At 71.3% G+C, this 20,279-nt stretch carries 9 protein-coding genes; 6 read left to right on the forward strand and 3 right to left on the reverse strand.

Annotated features, from left to right (window positions below; all coding sequences use genetic code 11):
• Positions 1-333 precede the first annotated feature (333 nt).
• Both V7E46_RS22795 and V7E46_RS22800 read left to right on the forward strand, forming a co-directional pair.
• Positions 334-855 carry a hypothetical protein gene (locus V7E46_RS22795; RefSeq protein ID WP_333770157.1) on the forward strand — a complete coding sequence of 174 codons (522 nt, stop codon included), beginning with the start codon at positions 334-336 and terminating at the stop codon, positions 853-855.
• A gap of 227 nt (positions 856-1,082) precedes the next feature.
• Positions 1,083-3,215: a SpoIIE family protein phosphatase gene (locus V7E46_RS22800; protein ID WP_333770158.1), complete on the forward strand. Its 2,133-nt coding sequence runs from the start codon at positions 1,083-1,085 to the stop codon at positions 3,213-3,215.
• Positions 3,216-3,268: 53 nt separating this feature from the next.
• Here the strand turns inward: V7E46_RS22800 and V7E46_RS22805 are convergent, their stop codons facing one another.
• Positions 3,269-4,771, reverse strand: coding sequence for a choice-of-anchor J domain-containing protein (locus tag V7E46_RS22805; protein ID WP_333770159.1), 1,503 nt, complete (start codon positions 4,769-4,771; stop codon positions 3,269-3,271).
• Between the two features lie 352 nt (positions 4,772-5,123).
• Between V7E46_RS22805 and V7E46_RS22810 the strand changes: the two genes are divergently transcribed.
• Complete coding sequence (locus V7E46_RS22810; RefSeq protein WP_333770160.1) at positions 5,124-6,521, forward strand: NADP-dependent succinic semialdehyde dehydrogenase; 1,398 nt, start codon at positions 5,124-5,126, stop codon at positions 6,519-6,521.
• A gap of 114 nt (positions 6,522-6,635) precedes the next feature.
• Here V7E46_RS22810 and V7E46_RS22815 read toward each other — a convergent pair whose 3' ends face one another.
• Both V7E46_RS22815 and V7E46_RS22820 read right to left on the reverse strand, forming a co-directional pair.
• A complete protein-coding gene (locus V7E46_RS22815; protein WP_333770161.1) occupies positions 6,636-9,917 on the reverse strand; it encodes a glycoside hydrolase family 3 C-terminal domain-containing protein in 3,282 nt (1,093 codons plus the stop codon).
• A gap of 111 nt (positions 9,918-10,028) precedes the next feature.
• On the reverse strand, positions 10,029-12,098 hold the full coding sequence (locus V7E46_RS22820; RefSeq protein ID WP_443054310.1) for a discoidin domain-containing protein: 2,070 nt from the start codon (positions 12,096-12,098) through the stop codon (positions 10,029-10,031).
• 397 nt (positions 12,099-12,495) lie between these two features.
• Here V7E46_RS22820 and V7E46_RS22825 point away from each other — a divergent pair, with 397 nt between their 5' ends.
• From V7E46_RS22825 to V7E46_RS22835, 3 genes are all read left to right on the forward strand, one after another.
• The gene (locus tag V7E46_RS22825; RefSeq protein ID WP_333770163.1) at positions 12,496-13,740 is read left to right on the forward strand and encodes an FUSC family protein; all 1,245 of its coding nucleotides are present in this window, start codon (positions 12,496-12,498) and stop codon (positions 13,738-13,740) included.
• Between the two features lie 315 nt (positions 13,741-14,055).
• Complete coding sequence (locus V7E46_RS22830; RefSeq protein WP_333770164.1) at positions 14,056-18,336, forward strand: discoidin domain-containing protein; 4,281 nt, start codon at positions 14,056-14,058, stop codon at positions 18,334-18,336.
• A 389-nt stretch (positions 18,337-18,725) separates the two neighbouring features.
• A complete protein-coding gene (locus tag V7E46_RS22835) occupies positions 18,726-20,168 on the forward strand; it encodes a ricin-type beta-trefoil lectin domain protein (RefSeq protein ID WP_333770165.1) in 1,443 nt (480 codons plus the stop codon).
• Positions 20,169-20,279: the final 111 nt, after the last annotated feature.

Genomic DNA, 20,279 nt, shown 5'->3' on the forward strand with positions numbered 1-20,279 from the left:
GGCGGGTAGGGGTCGGGAAACGGGGTGGACATGGCACCCTCCAAAGAAGATCGCGTTCCGTTCGCACCCACGCGTACCCCGGTCCCGCGCACCCATGCGGCGCGCCCGGGCGGCGCCCGGCTCCCACCCGAACGGACCTGCCGGCCGCCGTCCGTACCCCGGCGGCCAACGCGGCCCGCCCCGGCGGGAGTCGGGCGCGCGCCCGCCGAGGAGCAGCGGCCGGACGTGCCGTCCCCGGCGGGCGGGAAGGCCGGCGGCGCAGTGGGATACCGGAAGAGTGCCGGCCGAGCCGTTGGAGCGGTCACAGGGCCGCCCCCGGCACGGGAGAGTGGTATGCGCGCCGGCCGGATATTCGCAGCCGCCCTCGCCCTGGCCGGGCCGGCGGTGCCGGCCGCACTGGCGGCACTGGTGGCACTGGCCGCCCCGGCGCCCGCTTCTGCGGCGGCCCCGGCCGACCCCTCCGGCTTCACCGCCACCCCGGCCACCGTCACTCCCGGTGAGATCGTCACCCTGCGTGCGACCGGCTGCGCGGGTCCCGCGACCGCGTCGGCGCCCGGCCTGTTCGGCGCGGTGGCCCTCGGCGCGGGCGGCGGCGCCGGGCAGAGCGCGACGGTCACCGCAGGGCGGTACGCGAGGCCAGGCGCGCACTACGACATCACCTTCGGCTGCGACGGCGGGCAGGGCACCGTGCCGCTGGCCGTCGAGGAGCGGGCCGCCGCCATGCCCGGCACGCTGCGGACCGGACTCGGCGGCGGCGTGACCGGCCCGGACTCGCTCAAGGTCGTGGCCGTCGGCGCGATGGTCGGCGTGACGGGCCTGGCCGTCGTACGCCGCCGCCGTCCGGCCTGCGCCTGACGGCCTGCGTGTGACGGCCCGCGCCTCGCGGCCTGAGCGTGAGGGCCTGCGCCTGACGGGCTGCGCCTGCGCCTGCCCCGGGACTGCCCCGGGGCCGCTCGGGTCGGGATATGCCGCCGAACGGGGCATACTGGCAGTAATGCCTATGAATCCTGCCGAAGCACATCCCGCGATTCGCCGCGCGGAAGCGGTCCGGTGACCGCAGGCCCGACCCCCGGAGCGAGTGCATGACAGCGCGTAACCGGTCGGTCCGCAGCGGCTACGACCCCAGGGTCGGGCCGCTCCTCGCCCTGGGACGGCCTCCGGAGACGGAGATCGGCCCGGGGGAGCGGCTGGCCATGAACGGCATGGGCAGCTTCGACTGGGACCTCGACCAGGGGGTGCTCGAACTCGACGAGGCCGCCCTGCGGGTCTTCGACCTGCGGCCCGGCGAATTCGACGGGCGGCCCGAGTCGCTGGTGCTGCGGGTCCCGCCCGAGGAGGGCGCCCGGGTGGACTACGCGCTCAGGAGAACGCTCCAGGCCGGCCGCCGCACCTACGGCAGCTACTTCCAGGTGACCCGCAGGGACGGCGCCAAGCAGTGGTCGCACACCCAGGGCACGATCCTGCGCGACAAGCGGGGCAACGCCTACCGCATCGTCGGCATCGTCAGGGACGCCACCGACGAGCTGACCCACACCCCCGACGTGCGCGTCAGCCGGCCGGCGGGGGAGCGGCAGAGCCTCGCCCCGATCGTCCGGCTCACCGCCGAGGCGCTGTCCCGCGCGGTGACCGTCGAGGAGGTCACCGCGGTGCTGACCGGCGCGGGCGGGCTTGAGCGCTTCGGCGCCGACGGACTGGCGCTCGGGCTGGTGGAGGGCGGCAATCTGCGGATCGCCGGGGTCAGCGGCGAGCCGGTGGCCGGGATGTCGGGGCTGTCCCCGCGCCGCCTGGACGGCGCGCTGCCGCTGGGCGAGGCCGTGATGACCCAGCGGCCGCGTTTCGTCAGCTCCTTCGCCGAGCTGGGAGAGCGGTTTCCCGCGGCCCTGCCGTATGTCGCGGCCATGGACGAGCTGAACGCCGCCGCTTTCCTGCCGCTGGTCGCCCAGGCCCGCTCCATCGGCGGTCTGGCGCTCTTCTACCGCTCCGGCGACGTCTTCACCCACACCCACCGCGAGCTGTGCGCGGCGCTCGCCGCGATCGTGGCGCAGTCCCTGCAGCGGGCGATGCTCTTCGACCGGGAGCGGGAGTTCGCCACCGGACTGCAGGCCGCGATGCTGCCCCGGGACGTACCGCGCTTCGACGGCGCCGACATCGCGGTCCGCTACCACACCGCGTCCAGCGGCCGGGAGGTCGGCGGCGACTGGTACGACGTGGTGGCGCTGCCGCAGAACCGGGTGGGCCTGGTCGTCGGCGACGTCCAGGGCCACGACACCCACGCCGCGGCCGTCATGGGCCAGCTGCGGATCGCGCTGCGCGCCTACGCGGCCGAGGGCCACCCGCCGTCGACCGTGCTGGCCAGGGCCTCCCGCTTCCTCGCGGAGCTGGACACCGAGCGCTTCGCGACCTGCGCGTACGCCGAACTCGACCTGACGGGCGGCTCGGTGCGCGCGGCCAGGGCCGGCCACCTCGGGCCGCTGGTGCGGCACACCGACGGCCGCACCGGCTGGCCCCATGTGCGCGGCGGCCTGCCGCTGGGCCTGGCCACCGCCTTGGACCTGCACGAATTCCCCGAGACCCGGCTCGATCTGGTGCCCGGCGAGACCCTGGTGTTCTGCACGGACGGGCTGGTCGAGGAACGCGACCTGGACATCACCATCGGGATGGAGGCGCTGGCCGCGGCGGTGCGGGACGGCCCCGACGAGGCCGAGGAGCTGGCCGACCACCTCGCGGACAACCTGTGGGAGCGCTGGGGTTCGCAGGACGACGTGGCTTTGCTGATCCTGCGCCGCGACCCCGACCCTGGCACCTCGCGGGCGCCCAGGATGCACTCCTACGTCCACCAGGCCGACCCCGAGGGGCTGGCCGACGCCCGCCTCGCGCTGCGCCAGGCGCTGGAGGCGTGGCAGCTCGCCGAGCTGGCCGACGATCTCGAAGTCGCCGCGGGCGAACTGCTGGTGAATGTGCTGCTGCACACCGAGGGCGGCGCCGTGATGACCCTTGAGGTGCTGCCCGAACCGGTCCGCCGGGTCCGGCTGACCGTGCAGGACCGCTCCAGCGTGTGGCCGCGCCGCCGCAGCCCCGGCGAGGCCGCCACCTCCGGCCGCGGGCTGCTGATGATCGAGGCGCTGGCCATCCACTGGGGTGTCGAGCCGCGGGGCGACGGCAAGGCCGTGTGGTGCGAGTTCGGCCCGGAGAGCCAGCGCAGCCTGCTCGGCTGACGGCCTCCCGCCGGCCGGCGCGGGACCGCCGGCCGGGCAGGAGGTGCGGGCGGTCAGCTGATGGTGATCGCCACGTCGTCGATGACGAACGACGTCTGGAGCTTGGAGCCTTCGGTCCCGGTGAATTTCAGCGTGATCGTCTGCCCGGCGTAGGCGCTCAGGTCGAAGGTGCGCTGGGTCCAGCCGGACGCCGCGTTGGCGTTGCTGTACGTCGCCGGGGTGCTCAGGACGGTGCCTGAGGAGTTCAGCACCTGCACCTTGAGGGTGTCGTACGCCGTGCTGCCGGTCTCCGCGGTGTCGATGTGCAGCCAGAAGGAGAGCCGGGCCGAGCAGCCGGACGGGATGGTGACCGACTGGGAGACCGTGTCGGTGGTCGCGGTGCCGTAGCCGTCGAGCCACGCCTTGTAGGAGCCGGCGTGCGCGGGCTCGCCGCTGCTGTTGTTGATCACTCCGCTGCTCGCCGACCACGAGGAAGCGCCGGACTCGAAGCCGGGGTTGGCCAGCAGCTGGCCGCCGGTGCAGCTGCCGCCACCGCCGGTGGTGCCGCCGGTCGGCGGTGTGGTGGGCGGTGTGGTGCTGCCGGAACCGGACAGCCAGGCGGTGGCGTTGAGCGCCAGCGCCGCGTCGGTGCCGGCCGGGTCGTTCCAGCCGTCGTAGAGGGTGTTGCCCGACTGACCGGTGCCGTCGTCGGCGGGCGAGCTGTCGCCCCAGATCGCCACCCGGCCGCTGCCGAAGGTGCTGGTGACGAAGAAGGCGCCGCTGTTGCCCGACGAACCGGTGTGGTAGAGCAGGCCCTTGACGTTCGGGTTGTCGGCCGGCTTGAGGGTGAACGTGGTGCCGTCGCGCAGGATGCTGCCGGTGACCGTGCCGAACGGGCCGTGCAGCACCGGGTCGGAGGAGCTGCTGATCGCCCGCGGGTTGTCGGTGCTGATGTCGAGCAGGTCGACCGAGAAGCCGAACGGGTCGGTGTTGTCCACCCCGTTGCTGGTCAGCAGGTCGTTGATCACGCACGGCGAGTCGCAGCCGTCGTTGTTGCGGTCGCTGTTGTTGTGGTCCGAGATCAGGAATAGGCCGCCGCCGTTCTTCACGAAGGTCATGACGGCGGTCTTCTCCGCGGCGCTGAGCTTCACGTTGGGCTCGGTCAGCACGAAGGTGTTGAAGTTGCTCAGGTCCTGCGCGTTGGAGCTGTTGCCGTAGGTGATGGTCCGTCCGGACGGCAGCGTGTTGAGGCTGTAGCCGCCGGCCTTCTGCAGGGCGACGCCCCACGAGGACAGCGCGCCGGTCCAGTCGGTCTCGGCGTTCGGTGTGGAGTCCTGGCCGAGCGGATCGGGCTGGCTGGTGCTGATGATCCAGTCGGCGTTGCCGGCCGTCTCGGCCTTGGTGTTGTCGAACAGCACACGATGAGTCGCTGCCGCAGCCGCGGCCGGCGCCGCGGCGCCGGCCGGTGCGGCCTGCGCGCTGCCGGTGGCGACACCGGCCGCGGCCAGGGCGATCACGCCCAGTGCCGCGGTCGCGCCGAGCGCGATCCTGCTGCGGGACATACGTGGACCAGGCATCCGTCAACCTCCATGTGGGGGGCGGTGGGTGGGGTGCGGGAATCGATTCTGCGCGCGTAGAAGCTGTGGCTGATGTGACGGACGTTACGGGCGGATGAACGCTCCAGGTCAACTGGTCGCCGTCCCCGCGCCGCCGGCCGATGAATCACCCGGACGGTGTAACGACGGGGTGCCGGGTTGCGCCGGGCGGGTGCCGTCCGCCGCCGCCCGGCCGCAGCACCGCCGCCCGGCGCCGGGGCGGGGGCAGGATGGCGGCGCAGCCGCATGGACCCGGCCGCCGCGGGTACCCGCGCCTCGTGGGCGCCCGGCCCGCGCGCCCGCCCGGCCGGCCCGCGGCACGAGGAGGAGCAGCATGCCGATCGCCACCGTGAACCCCGCGACCGGGGAGACCGTCCGCACGTTCGACGCACTCGACGCGGACGGGGTCGACCAGCGGATCACCGCCGCGCACCGCGCGTTCCGCGGCTGGCGCGAGACCGACTTCGGCACCAGGGCCCGGCTGCTGCACGCCGCCGCCGACCTGCTCGACAAGGAGCGGGACGAGATCGCCCGCGTCATGACCACCGAGATGGGCAAGACGCTGGCCGCGGCCCGCGCGGAGGCGGCCAAGTGCGCCAAGTCGATGCACTGGTACGCCGCCCACGCCGAGGACCTGCTCGCCGACGAGCACCCGGCCGCCGCCGACGTCGAGGACAGCGGCGCCACGCGCGCGTACGTCCGCTACCGGCCGCTCGGGGTGGTGCTCGCGGTGATGCCGTGGAATTTCCCGCTCTGGCAGGTGATCAGATTCGCCGCCCCCGCGCTGATGGCGGGGAACGTCGGGCTGCTCAAGCACGCCTCCAACGTCCCGCAGACCGCGCTCTACCTCGGCGGGCTGTTCCACCGGGCCGGCTTCCCCGAGGGCTGCTTCCAGACGCTGCTGGTCGGCTCCGGCGCGATCGAGGACGTCCTGCGCGACCCGCGGGTGGCCGCCGCCACCCTCACCGGCAGCGAGGGCGCGGGCCGCGCGGTGGCCGCGATCGCGGGCGACGAGGTCAAGAAGACGGTGCTGGAACTCGGCGGCAGCGACCCCTTCGTGGTGATGCCGTCGGCCGCGGACGACCTGGACCGCGCGGTTGAGGCCGCCGTCACCGCCCGGGTGCAGAACAACGGCCAGTCCTGCATCGCCGCCAAGCGCTTCATCGTCCACACCGACATCCACGACGCCTTCGCCGAGCGCTTCACCCGGGCGATGAGCGCCCTGCGGGTCGGCGATCCGACGACACCGTCCACCGACGTCGGCCCGCTGGCCACCGAGCAGGGCAGGGCCGACCTGGAGGAGCTGGTCGAGGACGCGCTCGCCAAGGGGGCGCAGGCGCTGTGCGGGGCCCGCCGCCCCAAGGCGCTGCCGCCCGGCTGGTACTACGAGCCGACCGTGCTCACCGGGGTCACCGAGCGGATGCGCATCCACCGCGAGGAGGCGTTCGGCCCGGTGGCCACCCTCTACCGGGTGGCGGACCTGGACGCCGCCGTCGCGCTGGCCAACGACACGCCTTTCGGCCTGAGTTCCAATGTGTGGACCACCGACCAGGACGAGCAGCGCCGCTTCGTCCGTGACCTGGAGGCGGGCGGGGTGTTCTTCAACGGCATGACCGCCTCGCACCCGGCGCTGCCCTTCGGCGGGGTCAAGCGCTCCGGCTACGGCCGCGAGCTGTCCGCGCACGGGATCCGCGAGTTCTGCAACATCACCACCGTCTGGTACGGCCGCTGATCCCGGACACCACTGCATTGTCATGTACATCTGCCTCCCCGTGGGGAGTCGTCTTCACCCATGGGGAGGCAGAATCATTGGCGCCCGAGGCCGGACGGCCTCAGGCCGGGCCTGTCAGGTGACCGTCCAGACGAAGGCCGCGGTGTCGGCCGCGCCCTGCCCGTCCGAGGCCGTCACACTGACCGTGCTGGTCCCCTTCGCCGTCGGGGTGCCCGAGATCACTCCGTCCTTGCCGATGCTCAGCCCGGCCGGCAGCCCGGTCGCGGTGAAGACCGGGGCGGCGCCGCCCGTCGCCTTCGCGGTGACCGCGAGCCGCGCCGGGGTGCCCGCCGGGCTGCTCATGCCGTGTGGGTTGGCCACGGTGACCGAGGCCGCCGAGGTGGTCGCCGCGCCGACGGTGTTCGCGTTCATCGCGGTCGCCACGTTCAGCGTCCCGGCGAGCGGCAGGTTCCGGGACGAGTCGCCGACCAGGATCTGGTAACCGCCCGCCGCCGTCGTCCACTTGCTCGTGGCGGTGTTCCAGTAGGCCAGGTCGTGCGCGGTCACGGTGAAGGACACCTTCGCACTCGCCCCCGGCTGCAGGTCCACCCGCTGGAAGCCCTTGAGCTGCTTGGCGGGTTCGCCCGTGGAGGCCGGGTCGCCGACGTAGAGCTGGGCGATCTCGGCGCCCGCCCGGGTGCCGGTGTTGGTGACGGTCGCGCTCACCGTGGCATTGCCGCTGCCGTCCAGCGCCCCCACCTGGAGCCCGGAGAATCCGAAGGTGGTGTAGGACAGGCCGAACCCGAACGGGAACAGCGGGGTGATGTTCTGCGCGTCGTACCAGCGGTAGCCGACCTTGAGGCCCTCGCTGTACTGCACATTGCCGTTGCCCGGCCACTGCGCCGTGGTGTGCGCCGGCACGTCGTTGAGGGACGCGGGGAAGGTGACCGGCAGCTTGCCCGACGGGTTGACGTCGCCGAACAGCAGTGCGGCGAGGGAGTTGCCGACCTCCTGGCCCGCGTACCACTCCTCGATCACGCCCTTGACCTGCCCGAGCCACGGCATGGTGACCGCGGAGCCGGTGTTGAGCACCACGATGGTGTTCGGGTTGGCCGCGGCCACCTGCGTGATCAGCTGGTTCTGCGTGTCGGGCAGGTCGATGCCGGTCAGGTCGGTGCCCTCGTTCTCGCCGTAACCGACCGCGACGACCGCGACATTGGCGTTGCGGGCCGCGGTCACGGCCGCGTTGATGTCGGTGCCGTCGTTGTAGGTGACGGCGCTGTCCGAGCCCATCCGGTTCTGCAGCGCGGTCAGCGGCGAGACCGTGCCCGAACTCGTCGCCGTGGCACTGCCGCCGCCGACACTGCGCACGCCGGCGCCGCCGTCGGGGCCGATCACCGCGATGGAGTGGGTGGTGGCCGTGGACAGCGGCAGCACACCGGTGTTCTTGAGCAGGACGCTGCCCTGCTCGGCGACCTGGCGGGCCGTCGCCTGGTGCGCCGGGGTGGTCACCACGGAGTTGCGGTCACCGGTCTTGTGCTTCTCGAACAGGCCGAAGGCGAACATCTGCGTGAGCACCCGGCTGACCATGGTGTTCAGCGTCGCCTGGCTGACGGTGCCGTTGGCGAGCGCCTGGGCCAGGAAGTCGGCGTAGAAGTAGCCGCCCGGCATCTCGATGGTCATGCCGTTGTTCGCCGAGTCGACCGTGGAGTGCGCGCCGCCCCAGTCGCTGGTGACGAAGCCGCCGAAGCCGGCTTGCTGGTAGAGCGCGTTGTTCAGCAGGTTGGCGTTCTGGCACGCGTAGACCCCGTTGACGGTGGAGTAGGCGCACATCACCGAGGCCGACGCGCCCTTGCCCACCGCCGCCTGGAAGGCCGGTAGGTAGATCTCCTGCAAGGTGCGCTGGTCGATGATCGCGTTGTCCTGGGGCCCGTTGCGGTTGGTCTCCTGGTTGTAGACCGCCACGTGCTTGGCCTCGGCCATCACGCCCTGGCTCTGGAGGCCCTGGATGCTCGCGGTGGCCATCTGGCCGGCCAGGAAGGGGTCCTCGCTGTAAGTCTCGAAGGCCCGGCCCCAGCGCGGGTCACGCACGATGTTCATCGTCGGGCCGAGCGCCACATCCGCGCCCTTGCCCGCGAATTCGGCGCCGGCGACCGTGCCGTAGCTCTTCTGGAGAGCGGTGTCCCAGGTCGCCGCGGACGACACCGCGGACGGCAGCTGGGTGACCCCGCCGAAGCCGTCGCCGACCCCGCTCGGGCCGTCGTGGAAGCCCATCGCCGGGATGCACAGCGACGGGATCGCCGACATGTCGCCGATGTACGGCTGGGTGGCGCCGTTGCCGTGCAGCATCTGGATCTTCTGCGCCTGCGTCATCTGCGCCAGCAGCTGGGCGACCCGGGTGGCCACCGGGGCGGTCGAGCCGACCCACGGGCAGTCACCGGTGCCGCCGCCCGGCGGGGTCGTGGCGTCGCCCGGGGTGAGCAGGGTGAAGTCCCACAGCGAGTAGCCGTACTGGGTGGCCCGCGCGGTGCCGTACATCCGCACGTAGCGGCCGGTCGCGGTGAAGGAGTGCGTCTCGGTGCCGCCGGGGCCCGCCGTCGTGGAGTAGACGGTGTTCCACGTGCTGCCGTTGTCCGACACCTGGATCTGGTACGCCGTCGCGTAGGCGGCCTCCCAGGTCAGGCTCACCCCGCAGACCTGCTGCGAGGAGCCGAGGTCCACCTGCACCCACTGCGGGTCGGCGGCGGCGCTGGACCAGCGGGTGCCGGGGTCGCCGTCGAAGGCCGCGGAGGCGGGGGTGCCGGCGTTCTCCGTGGAGGAGGCGGTGGCGGGCTTGCCGATGCCCGCGGTGGTGTTGCCGCAGGCCGTCGGCTGGGTGCCGCCCGAACCGCCCCAGACCTGGAACTCCCACAGCGAGTAGCCGTACGCGGTGGCGCGCGCGGTGCCGTACATCCGCACGTAGCGCCCGGTGCCGGTGACGTTCAGGGTCTGGGTGCCGCCGGTGGCGGTCGTGGTGCTGTAGACGTCGGTCCAGCTGGTGCCGTTCGCCGAGGTCTGGATCTTGAAGGCCGTGGCGTAGGCGGCCTCCCAGTTCAGCACGACCTTGCTGATCGGCTGCGAGGAGCCGAGGTCGACCTGGAGCCACTGCGGGTCGGTGAAGGCGCTGGACCAGCGGGTGCCGGTGTTGCCGTCGACGGCCGCCGAGGCGGCGGTGCCCGCGTTCTCCGCGGACGAGGCGGTGGCCGGCTTGCCCTGCGAGAGCAGCACCGGGTCGGCGGCGCGGGCGATCCTGGGCGTGCCGACCAGGGCCAGCGCGACGACCAGGACGAAGCCGATGACAGCGGCGAGCCGCGACTGGGCGGCGGTCAGCCGTCGTCGTCGTAGGGGCGGGGGAGTGCGATAGGAGGCTTGCAGCATGGAAGTCGCCTCTCTCACCCGGCGGCGGGGGCGCCGCCGGAGGTGGTGGGGGGAAGAGTGGATGCCCGGGTCCCGTACCGCGTGGGACCCGGGCATCCGGGCGATCGTGCGTTACTGCGAGACGCGCACGTAGTCGATCAGCATGCGCTGCGGGAAGACCGTGCTGGCGTCCGGAGCGCCGGGCCAGTCACCGCCCACCGCGTTGTTGAGGATGATGTAGAACGGGTGGTCGTACACCCACGGACCCCGGGTGGCCTCCACCGTCGCCTTGTCGGCGGTGAAGAAGGCGTGGCCGTCCACCGAGAAGGTCATGTGGGTGGAGTCCCAGTCCACGGCGTAGGTGTGGAAGTCCGACGCGAAGTCGGAGCCGGCCAGGGTGTAGGGGGACCCGTAGCCGTTGCCGCCGTTGTATGCGGGGGCGTGCAGCGTGGAGTACACCGAGTCCGCGACCTTGCCGACGTGCTCCATGATGTCGATCTCGCCGGAGTTCGGCCACGGGGTGCCGGTCTTGAAGTTGGACCCCAGCATCCAGAACGCGGGCCACAGGCCCTGCGTGCCGGACACCTTGATCCGCGCCTCGACGTGTCCGTAGGTGAAGTTGAAGTGGTCGGAGGTGTTGATCCGGCCCGAGGTGTACTGGCCGTTGGCCTCCTTCCTGGCCTCGATGACCAGGTTGCCGGCACCGTCCATGGTGGTGTTGGCGCCGTTGGTGTAGGTCTCCAGCTCGCCGTTCTGGCCGTTGCCGGTGTCCTGGGTCCACTTGCCGGTGTCCGGCTTGGTGCCGGCCGCGCCGTTGAACTCGTCGCTCCACACCAGGTGCTCGGGGTTGCCCGGGTTCGGCGGCGCGGCGGGCGGCGCGGTGGGGTTGCCGCCGGTGCCGTAGACGTCGAAGGTCCACAGCGAGTAGCCGTAGCCGTTGCTGCGCGCGGTGCCGTACATCCGCACGTAGCGCCCGTTGCCGTCCACGTTCAGGGTCTCCTTGAAGCCCTTGCCCGTGGTGGTGGAGTAGATGCTGGTCCAGTTGGTGCCGTCGGCCGACGTCTGGATCTGGTAGGCGACCGCGTAGGCCGGGTCCCACTGCAGGACGACCTGGCTGATGTGCGCGGTCGCGCCGAGGTCCACCGCGATCCAGCCCGGGTCGACCCAGCCGTTGGAGTCACTGGTCGCCCAGCGGGTCGCCGGGTCCTCGTCGAAGGCCTTGGACGGCGTGCAGCCGGTGCAGCTGTTGGCGTCCTGGTACGTCGAGGCGGTGGCGGGCTTGTTGTACGACAGCAGCTTCGCGCCGGTGGGCGGCGGGGTGGTGGTACCGCCCGTGCCGCCGCCGGTGGTGGTGCCGCCGGTGAAGACCTGGAACTCCCACAGCGAGTAGCCGTAGGCGGTGGCGCGCTGGGTGCCGTAGACCCGGATGTAGCGGCCGGTGCCGGTGAGCGTGATCAGCTCGGTGGCGCCGGGGCCCGTGGTGGTGGAGTAGGCGTTGGTCCAGTCGGTGCCGTTGGCCGAGACCTGGATCTGGTAGGCCTTGGCGTAGGCGTTCTCCCAGCTGAGCTGGACGCCGCAGATGTTCTGCGACGAGCCGAGGTCGACCTGGAGCCACTGCGGGTCGGCCGCGGCGCTGGACCAGCGGGTGCCGTTGTTTCCGTCCACCGCGGAGGAGGCCGGGGTGCCGGCGTTCTCGGTGGAGGAGGCCGTGGCGGTCTTGTTCAGCGCCGCGTTGACGGTGCCGCAGGCGGAGTTGCCGGCGCCCGTGCTGCCGTAGACCTGGAACTCCCACAGCGAGTAGCCGTACTGGGTGGCGCGGACCGTTCCGTACAACCGGACATAGCGCCCGGAACCGTTTACGGTGAGCGTCTGGTTGCCGCCGGTGGCGGTCGTGGTGGAGTAGATGTCGGTCCAGTTGGTGCCGTCCGCCGAGGTCTGGATCTTGAAGGCCTTGGCGTAGGCGGTCTCCCAGTTGAGGGTGACCGACGAGATGGTGTCGGTGGCGCCGAGGTCGACCTGGAGCCACTGCGGGTCGGCGGCGGCGCTCGACCAGCGGGTGCCGGTGTTGCCGTCGACGGCGGCCGAGGCGGGGGTCCCGGCGTTCTCCGTGGAGGAGGAGGTGGCGGTTCTGCCCTGCGAGAGCAGGGTGCCCGCGGCCTTGGCCGGGCTCTGGGTGACCGCGAGGGCGAACGCCGCGAGCACGGCCGCGACGAACGCGAAGACAAGTGAGCGGGGGAAGCGTCTGGACAGATGTGGGGGGTTGCCGGTCACGGCGTCTCCTGGGTGCGTGTGAGAGCGCTCTCTGGTTGCTGTGATGATTACGGCGCTGTTGCTGACGCGTCAAGAAAGTGAACGAAATTGGTACGGCTGTTTCGGCGCGCTGCAGCTTGCTGACGAGCTCCGAACGATCAGCGAACTCCTTGCCCTCATAGACGAGTTATGCGGCATTTCGCTGAGTGCAAGATCTTGACGCGCCGTCCGCTCCCGTTGTCGCGCGCTTGCGCGCGCCGGACACCGCTTCCTCCTCCGCGGAGATCGAGGTGCCAGGCCCTAGGCTGGCCGGGCCAGTGAGATCGCCAGGAGCGGGAAGGCCCATGGGATGCCTGACGTACCAGAACCCATGGTCAAGCTCGTCCGCTGGACCGCGGAGCCCGCCGCCGCGCAGATTCTGCGGTCCACCGCGGCGGCCGTCCTCTCCTATGTGGTCGCCCTGTGGCTCACCCCGCAGCCGGCGCCGCTGACCGCACCGCTCACCGCGCTGCTGGTGGTCCAGGTGACGCTGTACTCCACGCTCACCACCGGTATCAACCGGGTCAACGCGGTGATCGCCGGGGTGCTGATCGCCATCGGTTTCAGCACCCTGGTGGGGCTGAGCTGGTGGAGTCTCGGCCTGACGATCCTGACCTCGCTGGTGATCGGCCGCTTCGTGCGGGCCGGCGAGTTCGTGATCGAGGTGGCGATCAGCGCGATGCTGGTGCTCGGGGTGACCCGGGTCGCCAACACCGCCTGGGACCGGATCTTCGAGACGCTGATCGGTGCCGCGGTCGGGCTGCTGTTCAATCTGCTCTTCGCCCCGCCGGTCTGGGTGCAGTCCGCGGGCGGGTCGATCGAGTCACTGGCCCGCCGGATGGGCGGGCTCTTCAGGGACATGGGCGGCGAGGTCGCCGGGCACCTGCCGGTCGAGCGTGCCGCCTCCCGCTTGCACGAGGCGCGCCGCGTCGACCACGCCATTGTCGAAGTGGACGCCTCGCTCCGGCAGGCCGAGGACAGCCTGCGGTGGAATCCGCGGGTGCGTGAGGGAGCGCTCTCCCGGATCGTGCTGCGGACCGGTCTGGACACCCTGGAGATCTGCGCGGTGGTGCTCAGGGTGATGTCCCGTACGCTCACCGACCTCGCCAAGCAGCGCACCGACGAGGAGCTGTTCCCCGACGACGTGGCGGGCGAGCTGGAGATACTGTTCGATCATGTCGCGTATGCGATCGAGAGCTTCGCGGTACTGATCACCAGTCAGGTTTCGGCCAACGCGCAGACCGCGGAGGACCGGCTCGCGCAGGCGCTCACCGACAGCGCACTGAGCCGGGACCGGATCGCCGACATGCTGCTGCTCAAGGTGCAGGAGCACCCCCGGCAGTGGCAGCTGCACGGCGCCCTGCTGGCCGAGGTGGACCGGATCCTGGACGAGCTGGCGGTGGAGAAGCGCTCCGAGCGGCTGGTGGAGGAGCTGGACCGGTACGGCAGCGAGGCCAGTGAGCGGCACCCCCGGCTGCAGATGATCAAGCGCCGGCTGAGCGACAGCGGCGTCTACCGGCGCTCCTCCCGGGTGGTCCGCGGCGCCTTCAAGTAGCCCGCGGGGCCGGCCCGGCGGGCCGCCGCGCGACCCCGGTCCGGCCCGGTGCGGGCCGCCCGGTCCGGCCCGGTGCGGGCCGCCCGGGCGGCCCGGCGCGCCGGCTTTCCTTGTGCGCGCATGAATCGTTGCCTGCCGAGGCGTAGACGCCGCCGTAGCGCGTCTGTAACACTCTGCCAACACGTACGCAAATAATGAGCAGAACAGCGATGGATCTGCATGGGATGAGCGCAACTTCATATGCTCATCCCGCACGTTTCGGATAGTCCGTCTCGCCCTTCCCCTGATCTTCCCCACACGACACAGAGGGACGTTATGAGAACGAAGCGCTCGATTCCACGGCTGCTGGCGGGGGTGGTCGCCACCAGCCTGCTGGTGCTGGGCGGTTCCGCCCTGCCCGCCATGGCCGCGGCCGTGCCGGACCTCGCCGCCGGCAAGGCGGCCTCGGCCAGCAGCACCAGCGGCAAGAACACCGCCGACCGGCTCAACGACGGCGACCAGAGCTCCTACTGGGAGAGTTCGGGCAGCGCCCTGCCCCAGTGGGCGCAGGTCAACCTGGGCAGCAGCACCCTGATCGACAAGGTGCAGCTCAAGGTGCCCGCCTCCTGGAGCGCGCGCACCGAGACGCTGGCGCTGCAGGCCAGTGACGACGGCACGCTGTTCTCCACGGTCGTCGGCTCGGCGGCCTATACCTTCACCCCCGCCAAGGGCAACACGGTCACGATCAGCTTCCCGGCCACCAAGGCGCACTACCTGCGCGCCGACGTGTCGGCGAACTCCGCGGGCAAGACCGCGCAGCTCTCCGAGCTGACCGTGCAGGCCGCCGCTGCCGCCACGGACAACCTGGCCGCCGGCAAGCCGACCGCCGAGTCCGGGCACTCCGACGTCTACGGCTCGGGCAACGCGGTCGACGGCGACGCCAACACCTACTGGGAGAGCACCAACAACGCCTTCCCGCAGTGGCTCAGGGTCGACCTCGGCTCCGCGGTGCCGGTCAACAAGGTGGTGCTGAAGCTCCCGCCCGCCACCGCGTGGGCGACCCGTACCCAGACGCTCGCCGTCCAGGGCAGCACCAACGGCTCGACCTTCAACGACCTGGTCGCGTCCACGGGTTACTCCTTCAACCCGTCCAGCGGCAACACGGTGACCATCACCTTCAACACCGCCACCACCCGGTACGTCCGGCTGAACATCACCGGCAACACCGGCTGGCCGGCCGGCCAGATATCCGAGTTCGAGGTCTACGGCCCCGCCACCGGTGACGTCACCGCCCCCTCGGCGCCGGCGAACCTGGCCTACACCCAGCCCGCCTCCGGCCAGGTCAAGCTGACCTGGAGCGCGGCGACCGACAACGTCGGCGTCACGGGCTACGACATCTACGCCAACGGCCAGCTGCGCACCTCGGTCGCCGGCAATGTCCTCACCTACACCGACAGCCAGCCCGACACGGCGACGGTGGCGTACTACGTACGGGCCAAGGACGCCGCGGGCAACCAGTCGGCGAACAGCAACACCGTCACCCGTACCGGCACCTCCGGCGACACACAGGCGCCCACCGCGCCCGGCAACCTGGCCTACACCCAGCCCGCCTCCGGCCAGATCAAGCTGACCTGGAGCGCGTCGAGCGACAACACGGCCGTCACCGGCTACGAGGTGTTCGCCAACGGCAGCAAGATCGCCACCACCAACGGCAGCACCCTCACCTACACCGACAACCAGCCGGCCACCGCCACCGTGGCGTACTTCGTCCGCGCGGTCGACGCGGCCGGCAACGAGTCGGGCAACAGCAACACGGTGACCCGCAACGGCACCACCCCGCCCACCGGCGGCACCAACCAGGCGGTTGGCAAGCCGATCACCGCCACCTCCACGGTGCAGACCTTCGTCGCGGCCAACGCCAACGACGACGACCTGACCACGTACTGGGAGGGCAGCGGCACCAGCTCGCTGACCGTCTCGCTGGGCTCGAACGTCGACACCAGCTCGGTCGTGGTCAAGCTCAACCCGAGCGGCGCCTGGGGCGCGCGCACCCAGACCATCGAGGTCCAGGGCCGCGAGCAGAGCGCGAGCGGCTTCACCCAGCTGGTCGCGCCGAAGAGCTACAGCTTCGACCCGGCCTCCGGCAACTCGGTGTCCATCCCGGTCACCTCGCGGATCGCCGACGTCCGGCTGGTCTTCAGCAGCAACTCGGGCGCCGGTGGCGGCCAGGTCGCTGAATTCCAGGTCATCGGCGTCCCCGGCCCGAACCCGGACCTCACCGTGACCGGCCTGACCGCGTCGCCCGCCGCCCCGGTGGAGACCGACCCGATCACGCTCAGCGCGACGGTGAAGAACGCCGGCACCAACGCCTCGCCGGCCACCAGCGTCAACCTCTACCTCGGCACCGTCAAGGTCGGCACCGCGAACGTCGGCGCACTGGCCGCCGGCGCGAGCAGCACCGTGACGGCGAACATCGGCGCCAAGGACGCGGGCAGCTACCAGCTGACCGCCAAGGTCGACGAGGCCAACGCGGTCGTCGAGCAGAACGAGACCAACAACACCTACACCAACCCCACCGCTCTGGTGGTCAAGCCGGTCGACACCTCCGACCTGGTCGCCTCGCCGGTGGCCTGGTCGCCGGGCAACCCGTCGGCGGGCAACAACGTCGCCTTCTCGGTGGCGATCAAGAACCAGGGCACCATCGCCTCCGCGTCCGGCGCGCACAACATCACGCTGACCGTCGCGGACGCCACCACCGGCAGCGTCGTCAAGACGCTCACCGGCTCCTACAGCGGCGCCATCGCGGCCGGGGCCACCACCAGCCCGGTCAGCCTGGGCAGCTGGACCGCGGTCAACGGCAAGTACACGGTCAAGACCGTGATCGCCGCGGACGCCAACGAGCTGTCGATCAAGCAGGCGAACAACACCAGCAGCCAGTCGCTCTTCGTGGGCCGCGGCGCCAACATGCCGTACGACACCTACGAGGCCGAGTCCGGTGTGCTGGCCGGCGGCGCGACGGTGCTCGGCCCGAACCGCACCATCGGCGACCCCGCCGGTGAGGCGTCGGGCCGCAAGGCGGTGCACCTGGCCGCCAACGGTGCCTCGGTGGAGATCACCACGCTGAACAGCACCAACACGCTGGTGACCCGCTTCAACATCCCGGACGGCACCGACTCGACGACGCTCGACATCTACGTCGACGGCACCTTCCTGAAGACCATCACCCTCACCTCGAAGTACGAGTGGCTGTACGGCGACGAGGCCAGCCCCGGCAACTCGCCCGGCGCGGGCGCCCCGCGCCACATCTACGACGAGGCCAACGTGCTGCTCGGGACCACCGTCCCGGCCGGCCACAAGATCCGGCTGCAGAAGGACGCGGCCAACTCCGCGGCCTACTACAACATCGACTCCATCGACCTGGAGCAGGCGACCGCGATCGCCAACCCGGACCCGACCAAGTACGTCGTGCCGGCCGGCTTCACCCAGCAGGACGTGCAGAACGCGCTGGACACCGCACGGCAGGACACCACCAAGCTCGGTGTCTACCTGCCCGCCGGTGACTACCAGACCTCCAGCAAGTTCAACGTATACGGTCGCGCGATCAACGTGATCGGCGCCGGCCCGTGGTTCAGCCGCTTCTACACCCCGACCGGGCAGGAGAACACCGACTCCGGCTTCCTGGCGTCCGCCAGCGGCACCAAGTTCAGCGGCTTCGGCATCTTCGGCAACTACACCAGCCGCATCGACGGCCCCGGCAAGCCGTGGGACCTGACCGGTGTGTCGAACATGACCATCGACAACGTGTGGATCGAGCACACCATCGTCGGCGTCTGGGGCACCAACGTCGACAACTCGACCATCACCAACCTGCGGATCCGCGACACCTTCGCCGACGGCGTCAACCTGACCAACGGCAGCAGCGGCAACACGGTCAGCAACATCGAGGCCAGGAGCACCGGCGACGACAGCTTCGCGCTCTTCCCGGCGATCGACCACACCAATGAGCAGGAAGTCAACAACACCTTCCAGAACCTCACGGTGAAGAACGTCTGGCGCGCGGCGGGCGTCGCGGTCTACGGCGGCGGCGGCAACACCTTCAGCAACCTCTACATCGCCGACAGCCTCACCTACCCGGGCATCACCATCGGGTCGCTCGCCTTCGGCGGCATCCCGGCGCTCGGGTTCGAGTCCACACCGCAGACCACCTTCTCCAACATCTCGCTGGCCAGGGACGGCGGTCACTTCTGGGGACAGCAGGCCTTCCCCGCGCTGTGGATCTTCTCCGCCGAGTTCAAGCTCCAGGGGCTGCGGATCAACAACGTCGACATCACCGATCCGACGTACGCGGGTGTGATGTTCCAGACCAAGTGGAACGGAAGCACCTCGCTCAACCCGATCAGCGACACGGTCTTCACCAACCTGTCGGTGACCGGCGCCCACAAGAGCGGAGACGCCTTCGACGCCAAGTCGGGCTTCGGACTGTGGGCCAACCCGCAGCCTGAGGCAGGACAGGGCCCGGCGGTCGGCTCGGTGACCATCAACGGGCTGCACGAGAGCGACAACGCGGTGGACATCCAGAACACCACCTCCACCTTCACCATCAACGTCAACAACTAGGGCCGCAGGCCAGAGGGGGGGGGGGGGGGGGGGGGGGGGGGGGGGGGGGGGGGGGGGGGCGCGGGGGGGGGGGGGGGGGGGGGGGGGGGGGGGGGGGGGGGGGGGGGGGGGGGGGCGCCCCCCCCCCCCCCCCCCCCCCCCCCCCCCCCCCCCCCCCCCCCCCCCCCCCCGGCCGCCCCCCCCCCCCCCCCCCCCCCCCCCCCCCCCCCTCCGCATGCCCTGACGGGCCGTGTGCCGCACGCACTTTGTATTCAGTCGCTGAACGCGGGGGCTTGACGGGGCATTGGTCTAGTCCTACGGTCACCGATGCGCCGACAGTCAGGTCGGCGTCCGCCGTTCATTCATCTGAATCGACGGACCGGGCTGTCCGCTACGGAAGGCCTCCCCCCATGCCACGACCGCGCATCGAGTTCAAGACACTCGGCGCCCTCACCGCAGTCCCCGCTCTGGCAGCCGGCCTGCTGCTCGCCACCGGCGCCCCCGCGCACGCCGCTGCCAACCCAGGACCGGGCTTCCCCGCGCAGTACGCCGCGCCCTACGCCGAGGTCTGGAACTCGCCGTCGGCGCTGACCAACGCCAAGAACGCCACCGGCGTCAAGTACTTCACCCTCGCCTTCGTCATCGACGGCGGCGGCTGCAACGCCACCTTCAACGGCGACACCTCCATCACCGACGCGAGCTGGACCTCCGCCATCAACAGCCTGCGGTCCGGCGGCGGCGACGTCATCGCGTCCTTCGGCGGCGCCTCGGGCACCGAGGAGGCCATCGCCTGTACGTCGGTCTCCGCCCTGGAGACGCAGTACAAGCGGGTCATCGACGGGCTCAACCTGACCCGGGTCGACTTCGACATCGAAGGGTCGGCGCTGAACAACACCGCCGCCAACGACCGCCGCAACACCGCGCTCGCCGACCTCCAGCAGCAGTACGCCGCCCAGGGAAAGCGGCTGGACGTCCAGTACACCCTGCCGGTCGACCCCAGCGGCCTGGAGTCCAACTCGCTCAGCCTGCTGAACAACGCCAAGAGCCACAACCTGAACGTCAACCTCGTCAACATCATGACGATGGACTACGGATCCGCCATGGACATGGGCAACGCCGCCATCAGCGCGGCACAGGGCCTGCACACCCAGCTCGGCCAGATCTGGAACACCAAGACCTCCGCGCAGCTGTGGGCGATGGAGGGCAACACCCCGATGATCGGCGTCAACGACACCTCCAGCGAGGTCTTCTCCACCTCCGACGCCCAGGACCTGGAGAACTTCGCCAAGTCCAACGGCATCCAGGAGCTGTCCTTCTGGGCGCTCGGCCGTGACAAGGCGTGCGCCACCAACGGCGGCTCCGCGCAGAGCGGCTGCAGCGGCACCTCGCAGTCCGCCTGGCAGTTCTCCAGCATCTTCAACGCCGTCACCGGCGGGGGCGGCGGCACCACCCCGCCGCCGGCCGGCGGCACCGGGCCGATCCACTCCGGATACGCCAGCAAGTGCGTCGACGTCGCGTCGGCGAGCAGTGCCAACGGAGCCGCGGTCCAGCTCTACGACTGCAACGGCACCACCGCGCAGAACTGGACCGTCGCCTCGGGCGGCGCACTCCAGGCGCTCGGCAAGTGCATGGACGTCGCGGCCGCCGGCACCGCCAACGGCACCCAGGTGCAGCTCTACGACTGCAACGGCACCGGCTCCCAGGTCTGGCAGAAGGGCACCGGCAACACGCTGGTGAACCCGCAGTCCGGCAAGTGCCTGGACGCCACGGGCCCCAGCTCGGCCAACGGCACCCGGCTGCAGATCTGGACCTGCGCGGGCGCCGCCAACCAGCAGTGGACGCTGCCGTCCTGACCTGCGGCGCGTCCTGATCCGAGGACGCCACCCGATCGTCCGGCCCCGGGGGGGGGCCCCCCCCCCCCCCCCCGCGGGCGCGCCGCCCCCCCCCCCATCGCCCGCGCGCCG

Origin of the sequence: Streptomyces sp. IBSBF 2435 (assembly GCF_036815005.1) — a bacterium.
In the GTDB taxonomy this organism is placed as follows: domain Bacteria; phylum Actinomycetota; class Actinomycetes; order Streptomycetales; family Streptomycetaceae; genus Actinacidiphila.

Bases quoted from the DNA above. Each gene is read 5' to 3' on its own strand.
- V7E46_RS22795 (WP_333770157.1), top strand. From the start codon at position 334: ATGCGCGCCGGCCGGATATTCGCAGCCGCCCTCGCCCTGGCCGGGCCG.
- V7E46_RS22800 (WP_333770158.1), top strand. From the start codon at position 1,083: ATGACAGCGCGTAACCGGTCGGTCCGCAGCGGCTACGACCCCAGGGTC.
- V7E46_RS22805 (WP_333770159.1), bottom strand. From the start codon at position 4,771: ATGCCTGGTCCACGTATGTCCCGCAGCAGGATCGCGCTCGGCGCGACC.
- V7E46_RS22810 (WP_333770160.1), top strand. From the start codon at position 5,124: ATGCCGATCGCCACCGTGAACCCCGCGACCGGGGAGACCGTCCGCACG.
- V7E46_RS22815 (WP_333770161.1), bottom strand. From the start codon at position 9,917: ATGCTGCAAGCCTCCTATCGCACTCCCCCGCCCCTACGACGACGACGG.
- V7E46_RS22825 (WP_333770163.1), top strand. From the start codon at position 12,496: ATGCCTGACGTACCAGAACCCATGGTCAAGCTCGTCCGCTGGACCGCG.
- V7E46_RS22830 (WP_333770164.1), top strand. From the start codon at position 14,056: ATGAGAACGAAGCGCTCGATTCCACGGCTGCTGGCGGGGGTGGTCGCC.
- V7E46_RS22835 (WP_333770165.1), top strand. From the start codon at position 18,726: ATGCCACGACCGCGCATCGAGTTCAAGACACTCGGCGCCCTCACCGCA.